Below are 16,180 nucleotides of genomic sequence, written 5' to 3' on the forward strand. Positions count from 1 at the left end.
CCTAGCGTTCGTACCGCAGTTTCATTGGGGGCGTCAGCATAATGGGCGCGGCGGAGAGGGACGTTGCGGAGACCAGGCCGCAGGCTCCCTCGGCGTCGAACATCGCCGCAGACGCCGCAGATACGCCTGCGGCTTCGGTGCGCGAGTTTGCGACCAGCCCGATGAACGCGCCAACCGGCTGTCTCGCCAAAGTCATGGTGAGGTCAGTGTTAATGAAACCGAGCCCGTGCTCATCAAGGTTTGCGACCACACTCACTACGTCGGCACATGAGGCCGCCGCTTGGAATCCGGTGGGCACTTCGCCTTCGACCACCGGTGCCGGAACCATCCATACCCATTTGCGATCGGCGTCGTAAGGCACTTCGTCCAGTGGCATCCACCCACGACTGTCGGTCCCGTAGATCCGTTCGGACTCATCGGGCAGTGATGCGAGATCAACCCGCGGCAGTTTCGGAATCAGATCCGGAGTACCCGGCCACGCTGACGAACCACTGCTATCGGACGGTGCGACGAAACTGGCGCTGGCACGGGCCATCACCTCGCCATTCTGAAGTAACAGCGCGTCGAGCAAGCAAAGACGGCGGCCGTTGCGCACCACCGTCACCTCGGTCGACAGGTCGGTCATCCGCACCGGCCGGAACAGGTCGAGGGTGAAGCGGCCGGGGACTAGGTTCTCGCCGAGTTCTGTCGCCTTCGATTCGACGGCTCGGGCAAGGGCCCCGGCTACGGCCATACCGCGCATGTGGTCGGCTCCCCAGCCGCTGACGGCCCGAGCCAAGGGGCGTAGCGTGCCGGAGTCGGTCAGAGCGAATAGTGCGGACCGGGTCATCGGAGAATCAGCTCAACGCTCGTGTGGGTACCTGCTGAACTCACCAGTTCGACGCGGGTACCGCCCTCGTTGGGCGTCGAAACCAACTGGGCTCCGTCACCGCAAAACAGGGGTCTGGAGTTGCGGTGCGACAGCTCGCCGATCCGACTGCTCGTCGAGGCGAGTCGCTGCGTTTCGGCTAACGACAATGTCATCAAGGGCCCGTGCACCACCAAGCCCGGATAGCCTTCGACGCCTGTCGCATACGGCCAGTCGTAGTGGATGCGGTGAGCGTTGGCCGTAGCCGCAGAGAACCGCATCAACAACGTCGGGTCTGTACGGAAATCCCAACGGCCTTCGCCCACGGGCACGATCGGCGGGCCGACCGGCGCCATCGCGGCGGGTCCAGCCGCGTCGGCAGGCTCAGGGTGCGAGACCGCTGCAGCCTCCCGATAGATCAGATTCTGCTTCTCAATCACCGCTGGGTTGCCGTCGGTACCGAACAGCGTCGTCGCCACGACGACCACCGTGAGGGCCCCGCTGCGGCCGTTCTTCTCGGTGACTGACTCCACCGTCGACTCGCGCCGCACGGTATCGGCGACGCGGAGGTCGCCCGGAAAGCTCACACTGCCGCCGGCAAACATGCGGCGCGGCAACGTGATTGGTGGGAGGAATGATCCACGGAACGGATGCCCGTCGATGCTGAGTTCGCTCGATGGTGACCATCGGGGGAGCGCCACCCAATGCCACAGCGGCGGCAGCACATCGCCGACGTCGGGGACGGGAAGGCCGTCGTCGAAGAGGGTGGCCAGGGCTCGCACCGCCGCCGGATCGAGGTATTCCTCGGAGACGACGGTGTGCGGTTCCCAGTCCTCGAATGAGCCGGGCACGCCGGTCACATCAGTCGCCCGCCGGTCACCTCAAGCACTGTTCCGGTCATGTACGACGACAGGTCCGACGCGAGGAACACCGCGACCGAGGCGATCTCCGACGGCTCGCCCGCGCGGCCCATCGGGATCTCCGACATTTTCTGATCCCAGATGCGTTCGGGCATCGCTTCGGTCATGGCGGTGCGGATCAGGCCCGGCTGAATCGCGTTGACGCGGACGCCCGCGTGGGCGACCTCCTTGGCTGCCGCCTTCGACAGTCCGACGATCCCGGCCTTGGCTGCCGAGTAGTTGGTCTGTCCGACGAAGCCGACCTTGCCGGAAATCGATGACAGGTTGACGATGGCGCCGCTACCGCGTTCGCGCATGTGGGCGGCAGCGGCCCGAGTGCCGAGCCAGGTGCCCTTCAGGTGCACGTCGATGACCTGGTCGAAGCTCTCTTCGCTCATCTTGCGCATGGTGGCATCGCGCGTGATGCCCGCGTTATTAACCATGATGTCGACTGCCCCGAAGGCGTCGATCGCCGAGCTGATGAGGTTGTCGACATCGTCGGACGAGGTGACGTTGCAGGCCACGCCGCGCGCGACGGTGTCGCCGCCGAGGTCACTGGCCGCTCGGGTTACCTGTTCGGCATTCATGTCACCGAGCACCACGCGGGCGCCTTCGGCGATAAAACGCTCGGCGATCGCGTAGCCGATGCCTTGCGCGCCGCCGGTGATGACGGCCGTCTTGCCTGCGAGTAGTCCGGTCACGGGTGTGCTCCTAGTGCTTCAGTTTGGCTAGTGCTTCAGTTTGTCGAGGATGTGTTGGGCCCGGTCGACGACGGGTTGATCGACCATCTCGCCGTCGATGGTCCACACGCCATCGGTGTCGAGTGAGTCGATGATTTTGTGCGCCCACGCGATCTCTTCTTCGGTGGGGGCGAACGCGGCGATCGCCGGTCCGAGCTGCTTGGGGTGAATGCAGAGCTTGCCCGCGAAGCCGAGGCGTCGTGCGTAGGCCGCGTCGGATGCAATGCGATCGGCGTTGTCGATCGCGGCCGTCACTCCTTCGAGTGGTCCGGCCAGGCCGGCGGCGGCGGAAGCTAGGACCAGCATGCTGCGGCTGGTGGCCAGGGCTTCTCGGTCGGCGGGGTCGGCACCGAGTTGGGCGGCGAGGTCGAAGGTGCCGACCGCGAGCCGTACGACTCCGGGGACGGCGGCGATATCGGCGGCGGCGAGGATGCCGCGCGCCGTCTCGATCAGCGGAATTACCCCGGATCCACTAACTTCGGCAACGGCCTGCACGAGGTCGGGAGTCTCGGCCTTCGCCAGCATCACCACGGCACCGGTCCCGGTGATGGCGGCAAGATCGTCCTGGAAGTAGCCGGTATCGGCAGCGTTAATCCGGATGCCACAGGGGTTGCCGGTCACTGCCCACTCGGCGGCATTGGCGCGCGCAACCGCTTTGTTCTCGTGGGGAACGGCATCTTCGAGGTCAATTACGACGAGATCGGCACCTGCGGCGGCGGCCTTCTCGAAGCGTTCGGGGCGGTCGCCCGGAACAAACAGAATGGTGGTGGCGCGCAGGGCGGTGGTTGAGGGGGTCATACCAACCATTATTTCGCTTCTCGCTTGGCCTGTTTCACCAGACCGCCGCCGATGATCAAGCGCTGGATTTCGCTGGTGCCCTCGTAGAGGCGCAATAGGCGGACATCGCGGTAGATCCGTTCGACGGGCATGTCCCGCATGTAGCCGCTGCCGCCGTGCACCTGGACGGCGCGGTCGGCGACGTCGCCGACCATTTCGGTGCAGAACAGTTTCGCCACCGACGGCGCGATTCGCCGGTCCTCTTCCGACACCCATTTGGCGGCGGCATCGCGGGCCAGGGCACGGCCTGCCATGATGCCGGTCGCCATATCGGCCAGGTGTGCTTGGACAAGTTGGAAGTCGCCGATGGGCGTCCCGCCCTGTGTGGTGACGGCAGCATGACGTAGCGATTCGTCGAGGGCTCGCTGTGCGGCACCGACAGCCAGTCCGGAAATATGGACGCGGCCGCGTGCCAGCGACGTCATCGCCGCCCGATAGCCGACGTCTTCGGAGCCGCCGACCAGGGCTGATGCTGGAACACGCACACTGTCGAAGCGCACGTCGGCGGTCCAGGAACCGTCTTGGCCCATCTTGCGATCATGCTCGGCGACCGACAGTCCGGGGGCATCGCCGGGCACCAGGAACACGGCGATGCCCGCACCGTTGGCATCGGCGGGACGGGTCCGAGCGAAGGTGACGAACAGGTTCGCGGTCGGCGCATTGGTGATGAAGCATTTGCTGCCGTCGATGATCCAGTCGCCGTCGTCCTGCTGCACGGCCTTGGTGCGCAATCCGGCGGGATTCGATCCGGCACCGGGTTCGGTGAGCGCGAAAGAAGCGACGATCTCGCCCGAGGCGATCTTTTCCAGCCACGTCGACTTCTGCTCGTCGGTACCGAATCCGACCAAGACTTGCCCGGCAATGCCGTTGTTGGTGCCGAACATCGAGCGCAGGGCCAAGGTGGTGTAGCCGAGTTCCATCGCCAGTTCGACGTCTTGGGCCAGGTTGAGGCCGAGACCTCCCCACTCCTGGGGGATCGCAAATCCGAAGAGGCCCATGTCTTTGCAGGCTTGGCGGAGGTCGTCGGGGATGCGGTCAGCATCGGCGATTTCCTGCTCGCGAGGGATAACCCGCGTGCGCACGAAATCACGAACCGACTCCAGGATCTGGGCGAAGTCCTCGGGACTCACTTCAGCGGGACTCACTTCTGGCATGCGGGCCGCCTTTCGGGCCTTGAGGAACGAACCAACTGTGATTACGGATAATATATTATCCATAAGAGGACGATGATTGGAACGAGAGGCGCACCACCGATGGCCCTGACAACAGACGAACAGCAGATGGTCTCGCTAGTCCGCGACTTCATCGACCAGCGGGTGGCCTCGCGAGTCCGCGAGTTCGAAGCTGACGACATCTATCCCGAAGAATTCATTGAGGAAATGAAATCCCTGGGCTTCTTCGGGCTCCTCGCCCCGGCCGAGCATGGCGGCGTCGACGTCAGCATGGAGTGCTTCGCGCGAGTCTGCGAAGAACTCGCCCGCGGATGGATGAGCCTGGCCGGAGCCATCGGCGGACATTCGGTGATTACCTACCTCATCAAAACCTTCGGCACTCGGGCGCAACAGGACAAGTACCTGCCCGCCATGGCCGAGGGCACCATCCGTGCGACGATGGCGCTCACCGAACCGAGCGGCGGCAGTGACTTGCAGGCGATGCGCACGCATGCCGACCCCGTCGCAGCGGCCGATGGAGCTGGCTACCGCATCAACGGCACCAAGACCTGGATTTCCAATGCCGCGCATTCGGACCTCTTCGGATTGCTGTGCATCACCGACCGCGACGCCAATCCCACTCACCGCGGGATGAGCGTGCTCCTCGTCGAACCGGGGGAGGGTTTCGCCGTCTCCAAGAAGCTCCCCAAGCTGGGCTATCGGGGCGTCGAGGCTTGTGAACTTGTCTTCGACAACATGCTGGTTCCCGCCGATGCCGTCTTGGGCGGCGATCCCAACAAGGGCTGGGGACAGATGATGCGCGGCCTAGAAGTCGGGCGCATTCAGGTGGCATCGCGAGCGCTTGGCGTCGGACAGGCATCCCTGGAAGCGGCAACCAGGTATGCGCAGGAACGCGAATCGTTCGGCCAGCCAATCTGGAAGCATCAGAGCGTCGGCAACCTGATCGCCGACATGGCGACCAAGCAGCAGGCGGCGCGACTACTCACGATCGATGCCGCGCAGAAGCTCGACCGCGGTGAACGCGCTGACCTTGAAGCCGGTATGGCTAAGCTTTTCGCCTCCGAGACGGCCATGGCGATAGCGCTCGACTCGATTCGCGTCCACGGCGGGTACGGATACTCCAAGGAGTACGACGTCGAGCGCTACTTCCGCGACGCGCCGCTGATGATCGTCGGTGAGGGCACCAACGAGATTCAGCGCAATGTGATTGCCGCGCAACATATTGCGCGCAACAAAATCTAGGCCCGCTACCCAAGGAGGACAGAACTGTGTCAGCACAAACACTGCGGCGCGCGGCCATCGTCAACCCGTTGCGCACCCCCGTCGGAACCTTCGGCGGGAGCCTCAAGGACGTCCCGGTTGAAGATCTCGGTGCCGACCTGATCAACGCCGTCGTCCAGCGGTCGGGCATGGATCCGGCGCGCATCGACGATGTCGTCTTCTCCCAGAGTTACGCCAACTCCGAGGTGCCGTGTGTGGGTCGCTGGCTCGCCCTGAACGCTGGCCTGCCGATTGAGGTGCCCGGCATGCAACTCGATCGCCGCTGCGGCGGTGGCCTGCAAGCCCTTGTTACCGCGGCGATGATGGTGCAGACCGGCGCGGCCGACGCGGTCCTGGCCGGCGGGATTGAGTCAATGAGCCGCGCTGAGTACTACTCGACCACCAATCGCTTTGGCGCGCGGGCTGGTAACTCCATCCTCTACGACCGCCTCGACCGGGGACGTGAACGCAGTCAGCCCGAGCACCGGTTCGGGAAAATCTCCGGGATGATTGAGACCGCCGAAAACTTGGCGAACGACTACGGAATTACCCGCGAAGCGGCCGATCAGTACGCTGCCCGCAGCCATCAGCGGGCGCACGCCGCGTGGGAGGCCGGAAAGTTCGACGCCGAAGTGGTGCCGGTAAACGTTCCGCAACGCAAGGGTGAGCCGGTGCCCTTCACCCGGGACGAAGGCATCCGGCCGGACTCCACTCCCGAATCGCTCGCCAGCTTGCGAACCGTGATGCCGGACGGCACGGTGACCGCGGGCAACGCGAGCCAGCAGAACGACGCTGCCGCAGCCTGCCTCATCGTCGCCGAAGACCAACTCGACGCACTGGGTCTGGAACCGATTGGATTCCTGACCGGTTGGGCCGCCGCCGGGTGCGACCCGTCTCGGATGGGCTTCGGGCCGGTCCCGGCCACGGCCAAACTCGCCGACCGCGCGGGGATTAGCGTGACCGAACTTCTCGACTCGATGGATGTTGTCGAACTCAACGAGGCCTTTGCCGCGCAGGTTCTGGCGGTGTTGGAGGGTTGGGATTGGCGCGAGCAAGACCGCATCAACGTCAACGGTTCGGGTATCTCCCTGGGGCACCCTGTCGGAGCTACCGGTGTCCGGATGGTCACGACGTTGCTGCACGAGCTGCGTCGTCGCGGAGGTGGCCGCGGACTTGCGACCATGTGCATCGGTGGCGGTCAGGGCATGGCCGCCACAGTTGAGGCAGTCTGAGCCAATGAGACCGCGTCCCCAACTCTCCGACGATGTCGCCGCTTATGTGCGGGAACTCATCGTGTCCGGCCAGGTGAAACCGGGCGAGTTTCTGCGCACCGAACCGATCGCCCAGGCCCTCGGCATCAGCAACACCCCGGTCCGCGAAGGACTCCTGCACCTGCAGGGCGAAGGCTTTGTGCACCAGGTGCCGCGGCGCGGGTTCGCCGTCTCCGCATTCACCGCGCAAGACGTACGCGACCTGTTCTGGGTGCAGGCGACGCTCGCCGCCCAACTCGCCTCGCGGGCCGCAGCGCTCATCACGACGGAAGAACTCGACGAGCTCGAAGCACTCAACAGCGAACGCATCGCTGCGGGCCGATCTGGTGACAGTAACCGCATGGTCAAGAGCGGGCACGACGTTCATCGCGGCATCAACCTGGCGGCCCGGTCGCCACGCCTCACGATCGTCCTCGATCAGATTTCCCGCCGACTCCCCAGCAGCTTCTATGCCGACGTCGAAGGGCACGACGAGATCGACAGCGCTCACGATGCGCTGGTGAAGGCACTCCGCGCCGGTGATGCTGACGAAGCCGGACACCTGATGCACGAGCACATCATGAGTGGTGTCGACGACTTGATCGACCGCCTCGGTGAGCAAGGGATTTTCAGTACCGACGAGGCGGCCCAACCATGAGCGATTCGCGTGCACCGGGAGATCGGCCCCTCGACGGGGTCCGCATCGTCGAATTCGCCAGCTTCGTCGCCGGACCAAGTTCAGGCATGGCCCTCGCCCAACTCGGGGCCGAAGTGATTCGCGTCGACCCGATTGGTGGCAACGTCGACTACCGGCGGTGGCCGCTGTCGGATCGCACCGGTGAAAGTCTGTACTGGAACTCGTTGAATCGCGGCAAAAAGTCCGTGCAGCTTAACCTGCGCACACCCGAGGGGCGCGAGCTGCTGTTAGCCCTGGCTACCGCACCCGGCGCGGACGCCGGAATCGTGATCGACAACGCCGTCGGGCGCCCCTGGTTCTCGTACGAGGCGTTATCGGCGCGGCGGTCGGACGTGATCGCCGTCCGTGTGGAAGGTCGTGCTGACGGTTCCGCGGCCGTCGACTACACCGTCAACGGTGCTGCGGGCATCGCATCAATGACCGGTCCCGCAGACTCCGAGGCCCCCGTCAACCATGTCCTTCCCGCATGGGACCTGCTGTGTGGCCAAGAAGTCGTCACCGCGGTGCTTGCCGCCCTGCGTCGCCGCGACCGCACCGGTCAGGGGGCTCACGTCCAGATCGCGCTGGCCGACGTCGCGATGGCTGCCGTTGCCAACCTCGGCTGGTTCTCCGAAGCCGCTGAACGCGGTGCCCGACCTCGCCACGGCAATCACCTTTACGGTTCGTTCGGGACCGACTTCGCCGCTGCCGACGGCTCGCGCGTGATGGTCGTCGCGCTGACGCCCAGGCAATGGAATGCGATCGGTGAAGCCACGGGGACGACCGCCGTGTTCGCGGCATTGGAGACGTCCCTCGGTGCCGACTTCACCACCGACGAAGATCGGTACGCCCATCGTGAGGTCATCGCGGCCGTTGTGCGACCGTGGTTTGCCGCGCGGAGCGGTGACGAGGTGCGCGCGCAACTTTCGGCGGCGGGCGTCCTGTGGGGGCCATACCAAACGACCGCTGACGTCGCTGCGAGTTTTGCCCGGGAACCGGATGCCCAGCCGGTACTCGCTGGCCTTGACCAGCCGGGGATTGGTTCGGTGATTTCGGCGAGTGCACCGGCCCGCTACGACTCGGCCTACTCGGGGACTGAGGCCGCCGCGAAATTGGGTCAGCACACTGACGCGGTATTGGCATCGGTGCTGGGGCTTGATTCGGCCGAACTTGAAAGGCTACGCGGACAGGGGATCGTCGGCTGAGCGCTCCCTCGGGCCTCCCGGTCGCCCGGGGTGGACTGCATTAATCTGCATTCATGGGGCAAGAGGGGACCAGCTTTTGGGCGCACGCCGCAAGGCGCAATCCGGTTCGCCGCTGGCTGCGGAGGTACGAACCCGCGGATATCCGGGACCGGCTCTCCGACGCCAACGATGGGATTCTGACGATCGCCGGCACGAGTCTCGGTTTGGCTGGTGCCGAGATTGGTGTCCAAACGTCGTACACGGTCCTCGTGATTACCGCGGCGGTCGGCACCCTCTCGACACTGTCGGTGCAACTGAACCAAGAGTGGAACGGTTACGAGCAGGAGCAGGATGCCGTGGCCCGTGAGGAGCGCCTGCTGATGACCGACCGCGCCGGTCAGGTCCAGGAATTGATCGAGTGGTTTGAAGATAAAGGAGTATCCCCGGACACGGCACGCCAGATGTCAGCGGAACTCTCTGACGACGAGGCCCTCGATATCCAACTCGCGCTGGAATATGGCATTGAGGATCCGGTGACCCCGCGCCAAGTGGTGAGCGGCGCGCTCGTCGCGGGCCTGACTTTTCTCCTCGGTGCCGCACTGCCGATTGCGATGCAGTACTTCGTGCCCTTGGACTTCCGGATTTGGTTGACGATGACCATCGCGGGGATCTCGCTGACCATCACTGCGATCGCTTTCTCGGTGCGCGGCCACTATCGGGTGCCCTTCGCGATCGTTCGGGGCCTCTGCATGGGCATCGGCATGCTGACTTTGACTTACTATCTCGGCGACTTGCTGATGTAGGTCGATATCGGTCCTAATCGGACAGAGCGCACCAAACTGCATGTGGACGGGGTAATTCGCTGACCTCCGCAGTGGGTGCTGTCACAAACCGATCTGATAACAGACGTTATCTCAATGCGGGGGTGGGGCCTGAATTCTGCTGCCCTCCGGGTCTACTCTCCTATTTCATGACCGACAGTCTTGTCCCAGCGGCACAGCCGCTCGCCGTCGTCGCTCGCGGAATCACCCAAACAGGTCCGTGGGGTCCGGTGTTTGGGCCACTCGACCTCGACATTCCCGCCAGCGGACTCACCATTCTGCGCGCTGAGGCCGGTCCGCCGCGCACCGCGCTGGTGATGACGCTTTCCGGGCGCATGAAAGCGAAGACCGGGACCATTGATGTCTTTGGCCGAACCAACGCCCGCGCGATCTTCGACTGCGCGTCCCTTGCGGGCGTGCCCGACCTCGACGATGTGTATGCCTCGGTTCGCGTTGTCGACCTTTTGACTGAAAAGATTCGCTGGGATGCCCGGTGGTACCGCGTCATTCGCAAGGCCACGCAGACCGACTTGGAACGTATCTGCCACCCCGTTTTTGGTGATCGACCGCTACCGGACTTGGGAACCTACGTCGAAGAACTTCCTGAACTCGATGGCCTGCTCCTGCGCGTGGCTCTCGCGAACTCGCAGCCGCGACCACTGCTCGTCGTCGGCAGCATTGACCAGGTTGCCAGCCACGACGACCACCGCTTCCTGGTGAATCGCCTTGTTGCGCTGGGACAGTCGCAGACGGTCGTGACAACCACGGTCAACCACGTCGACGCCGCGCTCGGGTACCGCACCCTCATCGACGTCCCATCCATGCTTACCAGCACGGTCGATGCTGGATCCGAGGAGAAGTAGATGCTGGCCGGAATGTCGCTCGGTACCGAGCTGAAACGCTATTCCAAAGGCGCGATGCCCCGCATCGCGATCTTGACGGTCGTACTGATGCCGCTGCTGTACGGCGCCATGTACCTGTGGGTGTTCTGGAACCCCTTCGACGAGGTCTCGAAAGTTCCGGTGGCGATCGTCAACCAAGACCAGGCGGTGCAGGCCAACGGACAAACACTCAATGCCGGCGAGCGGGTGAACGCGGAACTGCTCGGCGCGGGTGAACTTGATTTGCATGAGACCTCGGCCGCCGAAGCGGCAGACGGGCTCGCCCACGGCAAGTACTACTTCACAATCACCATCCCGAAGGACTTCAGTTCGTCGATTGCCTCGGCGACCGGATCCGACCCACACAAGGCGAAGATCGAGTTCGCCTTCAACGATGCGAATAACTATCTCGCGGGCATCATCGGTCAGACTGCCGCGTCGCGTGTCACCGATGCGCTCAACAACTCCATCGGGCAGCAGGCCGTCGATCAAGTTTTGGTTGGCCTCGTCTCGGCGGGCGACGGACTCAAGCAGGCCGCCGACGGTTCGAACCAGCTTGCCGCCGGTGTTCACCAGGTCGACAACGGTGCCCAGCAGTTGGCGGCGGGCTCGAAGGAGTTGGCCGACAACATGGTGACCGCCCGCGACGGATCAGCCCAGTTGGCCGACGGCACCGCGCAGTTGGCCTCCGGTATCAACACCGCCACCGGGCCGTTGATGGGTGTGCTCAACAGCGTGCAGTCGTCGGGCGTCAAACCTTCGCAGTATGCGAACGACGTGGCCGCCCTGACTGCGAACCTTTCCGACGTTCTCGGCGTCGTCACTGCCGCCGGTGCCGGACAGTCGCAGGCGGATCAGGCGCTGTCGCAGGCGGTTTCGCGGATGCGAGCCAGTGGTGATCCGGCGATGCGGGCCCTCGCCGATTCGTTGGCTCCGGTTCAGAGTTTTCTCCGGACGCAGGGTGTCGATCCGGCGACCACCGCCAAAGCCAACAGTCTTGCGACTCAGTCGGCGGCTCTGTCTGCCCAGTTGGGTGACAAGAATTCGTCCCTCCGAAACACGCTGGTGATGCTCGAGAACGGTGGCCTCGCCGACCAGGTGGGGCAGTTGCGTGATGGAGCGAATCAACTGCAGAACGGTGCCGCGGAACTTCATGACGGGCTGGTGCAACTCACCGACGGCAGTCAGCGGTTGGCGACGGGGGCGGGGCAACTCGCCGCCGGCACTCCCGAACTGTCGGCTGGTGCGGACAAACTCGCTACCGGTCTCACCGACGGAGTGAAGCAAATCCCGAATTTTGGTGGTGAAAGTCAGCGGCAGCAGACGGCCGCGAACCTTTCTCAGCCTGTGGCCCTCAGTACCTTCAACCAGAATGCCGCCCCCAATTTTGGTACCGGATTCGCCCCGTTCTTCCTGTCGTTGGCGATGTTCATTGGTGTCGTCATCATTTGGATGATGCTGAAGCCGCTGCAGATGCGACCGGTGATCGGGGGGCTCGGTGGCCTTCGTTCGGTCTTGGCATCGTACTGGCCTGCGGTGCTAATTACGGTCGCGCAGGTAGTCGTCATGTTTGTCGTCGCACACTTTGCCGTCGGGCTCAACGCGGCCCATCCGATAGGGATGATCGCGTTTATGTTGTTGGTTGCGGGGACATTCCTCGCGATCGTCCAAATGTTCAACGCACTGCTTGGCCCGGCCGTGGGCCGCGTGCTGTCGTTGGCGTTCCTCATGGTGCAGATTGTCGCCTCCGGAGGCATCTACCCGGTGGAAACGACCGCGAAACCGGCCCAGTGGTTCCACCCCTACGATCCGATGAGCTACTCGGTAACCGGCCTGCGGCAGCTAGTGAGCGGCGGCGTCGATGAACGCCTGTGGGTGGCGGTCGCGGTGCTGGCCGCGATAGCCGCAGCCTCGATCGCGATTAGTTCCTGGGCGGCGAGACGAAACCGGCAATACCGAATGGACCAGTTGTTCCCGCCGATCGAAGTGTGATCGGACGGTCGCGGCGCCGGACTTCTGCTGAGATTCGGGTCGACCACGGCGTGTCGGCTTGTTCGGCGTGTCGTCGGGGCATGGTCAGAACGGCGGAGTGCCTTCCTGTGGCGACGTCCGGGCTGCCTCCTGCTCGCGGATGCGGCGGTTCGCTGCCCGGCGGGCCATGCGGTAAGCGTGCTTAGCTTCGGTGCGGGACTTCGCGCGTCGAGGGTTGTTCTCGGCGTGTCCGGATTCCGGGCGTGTCGCCCCGGCGCCGATCGGGGCGTGCTGGCATGGGATCAACCCCGCTTCGGGCAGCAGCCACGTGTTGAGGGCCTGCTGGCGCACGGTGAACCCTTCCGGGGTGCTCACTTCGGTCCAGATCACGCCGTGGGCGTCAACGATCTGATCATCGATCCAGCCTTCGGCGCAGGTCTTCAACCCGTGATGAAAACGGCACTTGGGGTTGAGGTTGCACAAGCACGTCGGGCCACCGGCGGCCGGATCGTCGTGGTTGTATTCGCACACATGGTCCAGGTCGGTAGCAAATGCCGGTTCGGTGCAGCCGGGCCAGGTGCAGGTCCCAAACAGGGCACGCAGAACCGTGTCGAGGGTGGCGGTGGGGCGGTACTGGTTGCCCGGCTGGGCCTGGTGATCGAGCAGATCGCCCAAATCCAGGTCACGGGCGACGGTGTCGGGGCGGTCGGCGATTTCGCGGACGTGCTCGGCCGAGATCGGGCCGAACCCATCGAGCACGGCCGGGGTGTCGGCGGTGCCGTCAAGGGTTTCCTCCCGCACCACCACATGCAGCACCACCCGAGCACACCGGGCCCCGATCTGCTCCGCCGACAGTTCAGCGGCGCAATCATCACTCCCGCACTGGCAAGTGAACGCGGTGCCGTTCAGGCGGGCCATCGCCGCATCCGAACGCCGAACCTGCTTGGTCCGGGGGTCTTTCGGGCACACCCCAGCAATCACCGCATCCAGGGTTTGTTTCGCCAACCGCACATCCTCGGCCGAGGCCGTGACAATCAACTCCGACATCCCCTCGTTAAGCGGGTTAACCATCACCTTCTTGTACGCCCGCACCTGCTCACGAGTCAGGGTGACCGCATCCGGGTCGTGTTCGGCGACCACCGCAGCCACCACCGCCTCCACCCGCGCCGCCGACAACCCACCCACATGCGCCAACCGGTAAGCAATCTCAGCATCAATCAACGCCAACAGCCCAAGATCATCGACCAATGAGGTTTGCTCCACCACACGCGCAAACCACGCATCCGGGATCAAGCCGTCGCGCAGCAAACCACCCACGGCCGGAATCCGCTCAGCGCACGCCACTGCGCGCTCCACAAACCGCTCAGCGGTGCACTGGCGCACCCCGGCAGCCGCCGCGTACGAGGCCGCGACCTTGCACAGCGGATCGTAAACCCGACCAAACACATCCGAAGCCGGATCGGCCTCGGCCACGGCGCACTGCTCTTGCAGCAGCGAGTAGATCTCGGCGTAGCGATGCCACATCACCACCCCGGCAAAAGAATCCACCCGCGCAGCAAACGCTAACCGATCCGCACGGTTATCGCGCACCACCCCAGAGGCGGCCGCCGAACCCCTCACCGGTCGCGGCCGGGGTGGGGCGGGCGATGCGGATAACGATCTGATCGTCGCGCACGGTAACCGTTGAAGCTGGCCGGCCGGCGGTGGTGCGAGTGGTCATCAGATTGTTCCCTTCGAATCACTAAATCGAATGTACGTTCGATACTAGTTTCGGGGTCTGACAATTATGCTCACTGCTGCGTGAATCGAGGTGAAGACTGGCTGACCTGGGTAAATCGACTGCTACGAGATCACGACGAGCACGGTCGCGATGATCCCGCCGCCGACGGATACCGCACAGGCGATACCGGCCATCACACCATCCGGCATGGGGTGCTCGTGGTGTTTGAGGGCGCGTTGGTTCCGGTTGTAGCGGTGGAAGCTGGCGAAGAAGAGAATTGCTCCCAGCGTCAGACATATCGCTGCGGGTAGGGCGGCGAGTGTCGGATTCGGAGCGGTCGGAACAGCCCGGAAGAGTAGGGCTGAGCCAGCCATGAAAGCCAATGCCATCCGCGTCCAGGCGAGACGAGTGCGCTCGTTTTGCGCGCCTTCGTCGAACAGGAAGTCCTTGGTATCAGGCAACGAGCGCTACCCCGACCAGTACCACGATGCCTGCGACCACCAGGCCTACCGCCAGCAACAGTGCCGGTGAAGCGGGAGGTAGCGGTTGATTGGTGCGGAGCGCCCGCTCGGACTTCGCCCAGCGGGGGAAGGCCGCCCCCGCGGCTAGCAGACCGACCAGGACCACGCCCATCGCAATGTACGACCAGATTCGCTCACCCGTGGACTCGGTGGCAATGTGCAGGGCCACGCCCGCAGCCATGAAAGCGAGGGCGGTGCGCAAAGCGGCGAGCAGGGTGCGCTCGTTCGCCATCGAGAATCGGGCATCGGGTTCTTCGCCCACGCCGTAAACCCATTTCGGCCAGCGCTCTGCCACGTGTCATCTCCATTCGGGCGACGAATATCGTCCCTCGGGATATTACGCAGGCCTCAACGGTCGCGGAGTTCCTTGGCAGCCGTTGTGGCGAGGGTATCGGCGATCTCGTTGTACTTGTCGCCCGCGTGACCCTTGACCCACCGCCATTCCACGGTGTGTCGATCTTCGGCAGCAACGAGTTCTTGCCACAGGTCGGCGTTCTTTACCGGCTTCTTGTTTGCGGTCTTCCAGCCGTTGCGCTGCCATCCGGCGACCCACTGGGTGATGCCGTTTTTCACGTAGCTGGAATCGGTATAAAGCACGACGGTCGATGGTCGCGTCAGGAGCTTCAGGGCCTCGATCGCGGCGGTCAGCTCCATCCGGTTGTTGGTGGAATTGGGTTCGCTGCCAGAGATTTCCTTTTCGATTTCCCCGTAGCGCAGCACGGCACCCCAACCTCCGGGACCGGGATTGCCCAGGCAGGCGCCGTCGGTTGAGATCTCCACTATCTTCGAAGGGGTTCCGGCGTCACTCATGACGGTCAACGCTACCGGTAGGGAGTTTGAACCTTGTCTGCTGCCCGCATCATCCTGATCCGCGCCGTGAATGTTGGCGGTGCCAAGCTGCCGATGGCTCGGCTTCGCGAGATCGCAGCCGAACTCGGTGCCGTCGATGTCAGCACCTACATCGCGTCCGGGAACCTGCTGTGCACGCCGCCGGGCAATCCCGACGCCTTCGACCGTGCACTAGAACAAGCGCTCACCGACGAATTCGGTTATGTCCGCGAGGCGATCAGCCGGACTCCAGCGGAGATCGCACAGGCCCTGAACGACTACCCGTTCGGCGACGCCCCGCACGGGCACCTGTACTTCTTGGCCGGCACCCCCGACCCCGCGGCGGCAGAAGCTTTCTGCGCCACCGACTTTGGCGGCGGTGAACAGTTACAGATAATCGGCAACAACCTGCACATCAACTATCCCGACGGTGCAGGCACCACGAAGCTGACGCCGGCCCGCATCGCCAAGGCGCTGGGGGTTACCGGCACGGGCCGCAACCTGCGCACGTCGGCCAAGCTGGTGGAGTTGGCCTGCTGACGTGCATTCACGGGACCGCAGCGCGTTGAATTT

18 protein-coding genes are annotated in these 16,180 nt (G+C 64.2%); 8 read left to right on the plus strand and 10 right to left on the minus strand.

Annotated features, from left to right (window positions below; genetic code table 11):
* Position 1 precedes the first annotated feature (1 nt).
* From AC1L34_RS14840 to AC1L34_RS14860, 5 genes are read right to left on the minus strand one after another with little or no spacing between them, the layout of a single operon-like run.
* Positions 2-829: an acyl-CoA thioesterase domain-containing protein gene (locus AC1L34_RS14840; protein WP_424294095.1), complete on the minus strand. Its 828-nt coding sequence runs from the start codon at positions 827-829 to the stop codon at positions 2-4.
* On the minus strand, positions 826-1,698 hold the full coding sequence (locus tag AC1L34_RS14845) for an HTD2 family dehydratase (RefSeq protein ID WP_424294094.1): 873 nt from the start codon (positions 1,696-1,698) through the stop codon (positions 826-828). Before AC1L34_RS14845 ends, AC1L34_RS14840 begins: the two co-directional genes overlap by 4 nt.
* Before the next feature lie 5 nt (positions 1,699-1,703).
* Positions 1,704-2,447 carry a 3-oxoacyl-ACP reductase FabG gene (gene fabG, locus AC1L34_RS14850; protein ID WP_480034867.1) on the minus strand — a complete coding sequence of 248 codons (744 nt, stop codon included), beginning with the start codon at positions 2,445-2,447 and terminating at the stop codon, positions 1,704-1,706.
* 27 nt (positions 2,448-2,474) lie between these two features.
* On the minus strand, positions 2,475-3,284 hold the full coding sequence (locus tag AC1L34_RS14855; RefSeq protein WP_424322337.1) for an HpcH/HpaI aldolase/citrate lyase family protein: 810 nt from the start codon (positions 3,282-3,284) through the stop codon (positions 2,475-2,477).
* Between the two features lie 8 nt (positions 3,285-3,292).
* Positions 3,293-4,477, minus strand: coding sequence for an acyl-CoA dehydrogenase family protein (locus AC1L34_RS14860; protein WP_424322338.1), 1,185 nt, complete (start codon positions 4,475-4,477; stop codon positions 3,293-3,295).
* 99 nt (positions 4,478-4,576) lie between these two features.
* On the opposite strand from AC1L34_RS14860, the gene AC1L34_RS14865 reads away from it, so the two are divergent.
* From AC1L34_RS14865 to AC1L34_RS14895, 7 genes are all read left to right on the plus strand, one after another.
* Positions 4,577-5,737 carry an acyl-CoA dehydrogenase family protein gene (locus AC1L34_RS14865; RefSeq protein WP_424294267.1) on the plus strand — a complete coding sequence of 387 codons (1,161 nt, stop codon included), beginning with the start codon at positions 4,577-4,579 and terminating at the stop codon, positions 5,735-5,737.
* A 26-nt stretch (positions 5,738-5,763) separates the two neighbouring features.
* The gene (locus tag AC1L34_RS14870; RefSeq protein WP_424294266.1) at positions 5,764-6,987 is read left to right on the plus strand and encodes an acetyl-CoA C-acetyltransferase; all 1,224 of its coding nucleotides are present in this window, start codon (positions 5,764-5,766) and stop codon (positions 6,985-6,987) included.
* A 4-nt stretch (positions 6,988-6,991) separates the two neighbouring features.
* The gene (locus AC1L34_RS14875) at positions 6,992-7,663 is read left to right on the plus strand and encodes a GntR family transcriptional regulator (protein WP_424322339.1); all 672 of its coding nucleotides are present in this window, start codon (positions 6,992-6,994) and stop codon (positions 7,661-7,663) included.
* Positions 7,660-8,886 (plus strand): CoA transferase, encoded by a 1,227-nt coding sequence (locus AC1L34_RS14880; protein WP_424294264.1) that lies wholly within the window; start codon positions 7,660-7,662, stop codon positions 8,884-8,886. The genes AC1L34_RS14875 and AC1L34_RS14880 overlap by 4 nt, the downstream gene beginning before the upstream one ends.
* Before the next feature lie 53 nt (positions 8,887-8,939).
* Positions 8,940-9,668: a VIT1/CCC1 transporter family protein gene (locus AC1L34_RS14885; RefSeq protein WP_424294263.1), complete on the plus strand. Its 729-nt coding sequence runs from the start codon at positions 8,940-8,942 to the stop codon at positions 9,666-9,668.
* A gap of 167 nt (positions 9,669-9,835) precedes the next feature.
* The gene (locus AC1L34_RS14890) at positions 9,836-10,549 is read left to right on the plus strand and encodes a hypothetical protein (RefSeq protein ID WP_424294262.1); all 714 of its coding nucleotides are present in this window, start codon (positions 9,836-9,838) and stop codon (positions 10,547-10,549) included.
* Positions 10,550-12,559, plus strand: a complete 2,010-nt coding sequence (locus AC1L34_RS14895; protein WP_424323437.1) for a YhgE/Pip family protein — start codon at positions 10,550-10,552, stop codon at positions 12,557-12,559.
* Positions 12,560-12,643: 84 nt separating this feature from the next.
* Here the strand turns inward: AC1L34_RS14895 and AC1L34_RS14900 are convergent, their stop codons facing one another.
* From AC1L34_RS14900 to rnhA, 5 genes are all read right to left on the minus strand, one after another.
* Positions 12,644-14,128, minus strand: coding sequence for an HNH endonuclease signature motif containing protein (locus AC1L34_RS14900; RefSeq protein ID WP_480034868.1), 1,485 nt, complete (start codon positions 14,126-14,128; stop codon positions 12,644-12,646).
* A complete protein-coding gene (locus AC1L34_RS14905) occupies positions 14,118-14,258 on the minus strand; it encodes a hypothetical protein (protein WP_480034869.1) in 141 nt (46 codons plus the stop codon). Before AC1L34_RS14905 ends, AC1L34_RS14900 begins: the two co-directional genes overlap by 11 nt.
* 122 nt (positions 14,259-14,380) lie before the next feature.
* The gene (locus AC1L34_RS14910) at positions 14,381-14,719 is read right to left on the minus strand and encodes a YidH family protein (RefSeq protein WP_424296127.1); all 339 of its coding nucleotides are present in this window, start codon (positions 14,717-14,719) and stop codon (positions 14,381-14,383) included.
* Positions 14,712-15,074 (minus strand): YidH family protein, encoded by a 363-nt coding sequence (locus tag AC1L34_RS14915; protein WP_424296126.1) that lies wholly within the window; start codon positions 15,072-15,074, stop codon positions 14,712-14,714. The genes AC1L34_RS14910 and AC1L34_RS14915 overlap by 8 nt, the downstream gene beginning before the upstream one ends.
* A gap of 53 nt (positions 15,075-15,127) precedes the next feature.
* Complete coding sequence (rnhA, locus tag AC1L34_RS14920; RefSeq protein ID WP_424296123.1) at positions 15,128-15,589, minus strand: ribonuclease HI; 462 nt, start codon at positions 15,587-15,589, stop codon at positions 15,128-15,130.
* A 93-nt stretch (positions 15,590-15,682) separates the two neighbouring features.
* On the opposite strand from rnhA, the gene AC1L34_RS14925 reads away from it, so the two are divergent.
* Entirely contained in the window at positions 15,683-16,147 is a 465-nt protein-coding gene (locus AC1L34_RS14925; RefSeq protein WP_480035337.1) for a DUF1697 domain-containing protein, read from the plus strand.
* Positions 16,148-16,180 lie beyond the last annotated feature (33 nt).

The organism is Gordonia sp. 34D (assembly GCF_056682775.1).